This window comes from Streptomyces synnematoformans (genome assembly GCF_039531005.1).
Classification (GTDB): Bacteria; Actinomycetota; Actinomycetes; order Streptomycetales; family Streptomycetaceae; genus Streptomyces; species Streptomyces synnematoformans.
Genome location: NZ_BAAAPF010000445.1, coordinates 1 through 4,303 on the forward strand (window position 1 = coordinate 1; position 4,303 = coordinate 4,303).

The window sequence follows — 4,303 nt, forward strand, 5'->3', positions numbered from 1 at the left end:
GCACGTGGTCGGCGCGGGCGGGGCGGAAGCAGCGGGTGCGGCGGCCTCCGGATTCGCGGGGGCCGGCGCCGGGGCGGCGGTCGTGCGGTCGCCCTTGCCGTAGAGGCAGACGGCGACGTAGTCGGCGGGGACGGGGACGTTCTCCTCCAGCGACGTCCGCAGCGCGGGGCCGTCGCAGTCGCGGCACAGCGGGAGTTCGCGCCAGCCGATGATGGACAGTTGGGTGCCGCGGGAGTGGCGGGTCATGGCCTGCGGGCGCGCGACGATGTCGGCGCCGCCGCAGCCCGCGCAGCGCGGGGCGCCGCGCATCCACCGCGCGCCGCAGGACCCGCAGGTAACGCGGATGTCGCCGGCGGCGGTCTCGCCGCGCAGCTGTTCGGTCTCCCCGCAGGAGGGGCAGCTCATCTCCCGGGCCATGACGGTGCTCGCGCTCCTTCCGTCCCGTCCGTGCTACTCGTGGGCGGCGATCAGGTGGTCCAGGCGTCCCTCGGGGAACTCCCGCCGGAAGGAGTTGGCCTGCCAGCGGTCCGGGAAGAGCGCCAGCAGGGCGCCGTCCCGCAGCCGGGTCAGCGCCTCGCCGCGTACCAGCCGGGAGCGGTTGAGCGCCTCGGCGCCGGCGGCGTCGGTGGCCCGGGCCAGGTGGTACGGGAGCGGCTCCAGGGTGACGGGGGCGGAGAACTCGTGGGCCATGCGGTGGGTGACGACGTCGAACTGCATCGGGCCGACGGCCGCCAGCACCGGCGCCTGCTCGCCGCGGCGGTCGGAGACCAGCACCTGCACCACGCCCTCCTCGCCGAGCTGCGTGATGCCGCGGCGGAACTGCTTGGAGCGGCCGATGTCCACGGGGCGGGCGACGGCGAAGTGCTCGGGCGCGAAGGTGGGCATCGGCGGGAACTCGGCCTTCGGCCCGTCGTAGAGGGTGTCGCCCACCCGCAGCGCGGCGGCGTTGACCAGCCCCACCACGTCCCCGGGGTAGGCGACGTCGACGGAGGAGCGGTCCTGGCCGAAGACGCTGTGCGCGTACTTGGTGGCGAACGGCCTGCCGGACGCGGCGTGGGTGACGGTCATGCCGCGCTCGAAGATCCCGGAGCAGACGCGGACGAAGGCGATGCGGTCCCGGTGCGAACGGTCCATGTTGGCCTGGACCTTGAACACCAGCCCGGAGAAGGCGGCGCCGACGGGGCGGACGCCGCCGCCGGTCAGCTCCCGCGCGGGCGGCGCCGGGGCCATGTCGACCACCGCGTCGAGCAGCAGCCGTACGCCGACGTTGCCGAGCGCGGCGCCGAAGAACACCGGCGTGGACTTGCCCGCGAGGAACGACTCGCGGTCGAAGACCGCGCCGTCGGCGGCCAGCAGCTCGATCTCCTCCGCCGCCTGCGCGAAGTCCCCGCCCTCCTCGGCGGCGGCCCGGTCGGCGGGCACCAGCTCCTCCTTCGCCTCCCGGGCGCCGCCGGGGGCCTTGACGTAGCGCAGCATGTGCGCGTCGTCCCGTACGTCGACGAGGCCGCGCAGGTGGCCGGCGATGCCCACCGGCCAGGTCACCGGCGTGGGTTTCAGGCGGAACTCGCGCTCGATCTCGTCCAGCAGCTCCAGCGCCTCCCGGCCGGGCCGGTCCCACTTGTTGACGAAGGTGATCACGGGGATGCCGCGGTGCCGGCAGACGTCGAACAGCTTGCGGGTCTGCTCCTCCAGGCCCTTGGCCGCGTCGATGAGCATCACGGCGCAGTCCACCGCGGCCAGGACGCGGTAGGTGTCCTCGGAGAAGTCCGCGTGCCCGGGGGTGTCGAGGAGGTTGAGCACGTGGTCGCGGTGGGCGAACTGCAGCACCGCGGAGGTGACCGAGATCCCCCGGGTCCGCTCCATCTCCATCCAGTCCGACGTCACCCCGCGCCGGCCGGCCTTGCCGTGCACGGCGCCGGCCTCGCCGATCGCCCGGGCGTGCAGCGCCAGCGCCTCGGTCAGCGTCGACTTGCCCGCGTCCGGGTGGCTGATCACCGCGAACGTCCGCCGCCGGGCCGCCTCGCCCGCGGCCCGTTCACCCGCCGCACGCACCGTGCTCACCGCGTCGACTCCGTCTCGTCCGGGGCCGCGTCGAGCAGCCTGCTCAGCTGTACGTGCAGCGAGCGGGCGAAGTCCTCCGCCGCCTGCAGCTGCCCGCGCAGATCCTCGCACCGGGCGTCGGCCTCCAGCCAGAACTTACGCAACCTCGCCACCAGCTCCTCATGCGCCTCACCGGAGGTGGCCGGGAGTGCGCCGCTCTCCTCCGGCAGCCGGTCCAGCACGCCGAGCAGCTCCCGGATGTCCTCCAGGCAGAACCCCAGCGGCCGCATCCGCCGCACCAGCGCCAGCCGGCGCACCTCCGCCTCCGTGTAGAGCCGGAAGCCGCCCGCGGTGCGCCGGCTCGGAGCCAGCACCCCGACCTCCTCGTAGTGCCGGATGGTACGCAGCGACAGCCCGGTCCACTCCGCCACCTCTCCGATCCGCATCAGCTTCTGCGCCACCGCCGTCACCTCACTCCCGCGGCCGTCGGCCCACCGCATCAAAGCTACCTTAACGTGAGGGTAGACTTCCAGAACGTAGCGGGCTGCGGGGGTACGCGGCGGCGACCGGAGGACGCACTGCCCCTCGGACAGCGGGCGATGAGCCGCACTGCCCGGGGGACAGCCCTCGGAAGCAGGCCGGGCGCACCCGGCGAGCCCGCCCACCGTAACGCAACGGGAGGGTTGTGCCGCAAGTTCGCCCGGGGGGCGCAACCGCTGCGAACCGGGGCGCGCGGCGCCGGACTCCTTTGAAGTCAACCCTGACGTTAGAGTAGATTCACGCTCGGCCGCCCTGACAGGCTGCCGTCGTCGAGGCAGCGTCGCCTCCCCACCCCCTCGGACGCGGCGCTGCCTTCCCCCTCGCCGCTCGGTCATGGCGCGGGACGGGGCAGGTAGCCGCCCAGGAAGGCGCGGACGCCGGCGGTGATGACCCGGGCGGACTCGGCGTCGCCGAGGGGGGTGGCGCCCCCGTCGCTGCGGGCGTCCAGGGCACCCAGGGTCAGCAGCAGGTAGTGGTCGGCGGCCAGCACGGGGTCGTCGACGGCCACGATCCCGCGGCCGTCCAGGGCGCGCAGGTGCCGGGCGAGGGCGGCCTCGGTGCGCCGCGGCCCGGCGTCGTTCCACACCTCCAGCAGGGCGGGGGGCAGGTGCGTCGCCTCGGCCTGCAGCTGCCGGACCACGGCGAAGTGCGCGGCGAACTCGGTACGGGGCACCGCCGCCCAGGCGCGGGCGAGCGCGACGAGGGCGGGTTCGAGGCCGGCGGCCCCGGCGACGGGGTCGAGGTGGTCGTCGATCAGGCGGACCAGCGCGCCGGCGACCTGCACGGAGCTTTCCTCGATCACCGCGGCGAACAACCGCTCCTTGCCGTCGAAGTGGTTGTAGATCGTACGGGTCGACACCCCGGCCTCCGCGGCGATGACCTCGATACCGGCCCGGGTGTAGCCGTCCCGCCCGAACACCGCGCGGGCGGCGGTGGTGATCGCCTGCCGCTTGGCCACCCGCCCGCGCGGCGGCTGCGCTGTCGTCCCGCCCTGATCGGCCACGCCGCCCATCCTGCCCCTCGTCAATCTGCATGCGCCACCTTACGTTTCTACAATTGCCATTGTAGTTTTTGGGGTCATGGAGGAACGTGACGCCACCGTCGCCCCGGCACGTACGAAGTGGGCGACGATCGCGGCCTCGGCGCTGGCCACGCTGCTGGTGGCCAGCGAACTGACCATGGCGGCGTTCGCCCTGCCGCTGATCGGCCGCGACCTGGACGTGGGCACCGGCGCGACCGCCTGGGTGCTGCTGGCCTACCAGCTGCCCGTGGCGGCGCTGGCGCTGCCCGCCGGCCGGTGGCTGGACCGGGCCGACTCCCGGCTGGTCTTCACCCTGGCGCTGCTGACGCTCGCCGCGGCCGACGTGCTCGCCGCGCTCGCCGCGCAGTTCTGGATGCTGCTGGCCGCGCGGGTGCTCCAGGGGTTCGCCGCGGCCGTGTACCTGGCGGTGTATCTGCCGGTCGTCTCCGCCGCGGTACGGCCGGACCAGCGCGGCCGGGCGATGAGCTACCACTCCACCCTCATGATGGTGGGCAGCGTGGCCGTCGCCCCGCTCGGCGGCTGGATCGCCGACGGCTACGGCTGGCGGGCCGTCTTCCTCTCCCGGGTGCCGCTGCTGGTGCTCGCCGCCGCGCTGGGGTGGCGCACGGTGCCGCCCGCCGCGCCGGCGCCGGGCGGGCGCCGGCTGCCGGTCCCGGACCGCCGGCTGCTCGCCGACGCGGC

The 4,303-nt window shown here is 74.6% G+C and carries 5 protein-coding genes; 1 reads left to right on the forward strand and 4 read right to left on the reverse strand.

Translation table 11 applies throughout. The features are described 5' to 3' along the window. From ABD317_RS34025 to ABD317_RS34040, 4 genes are all read right to left on the reverse strand, one after another. A partial coding sequence (locus ABD317_RS34025) for a hypothetical protein (RefSeq protein ID WP_344295219.1) occupies positions 1-417 on the reverse strand: 417 nt, incomplete at its 3' end. A 33-nt stretch (positions 418-450) separates the two neighbouring features. Then, entirely contained in the window at positions 451-2,061 is a 1,611-nt protein-coding gene (locus ABD317_RS34030) for a peptide chain release factor 3 (RefSeq protein ID WP_344295221.1), read from the reverse strand. Then, positions 2,058-2,540: a MerR family transcriptional regulator gene (locus ABD317_RS34035; RefSeq protein ID WP_344295223.1), complete on the reverse strand. Its 483-nt coding sequence runs from the start codon at positions 2,538-2,540 to the stop codon at positions 2,058-2,060. Before ABD317_RS34035 ends, ABD317_RS34030 begins: the two co-directional genes overlap by 4 nt. A 371-nt stretch (positions 2,541-2,911) precedes the next feature. Continuing rightward, the gene (locus ABD317_RS34040) at positions 2,912-3,583 is read right to left on the reverse strand and encodes a TetR/AcrR family transcriptional regulator (RefSeq protein ID WP_344295226.1); all 672 of its coding nucleotides are present in this window, start codon (positions 3,581-3,583) and stop codon (positions 2,912-2,914) included. A gap of 76 nt (positions 3,584-3,659) precedes the next feature. On the opposite strand from ABD317_RS34040, the gene ABD317_RS34045 reads away from it, so the two are divergent. After that, the coding region (locus ABD317_RS34045; protein ID WP_344295228.1) for an MFS transporter at positions 3,660-4,303 on the forward strand (644 nt) is incomplete at its 3' end.

Bases quoted from the DNA above. Each gene is read 5' to 3' on its own strand.
- ABD317_RS34035 (WP_344295223.1), bottom strand. From the start codon at position 2,540: ATGCGGTGGGCCGACGGCCGCGGGAGTGAGGTGACGGCGGTGGCGCAG.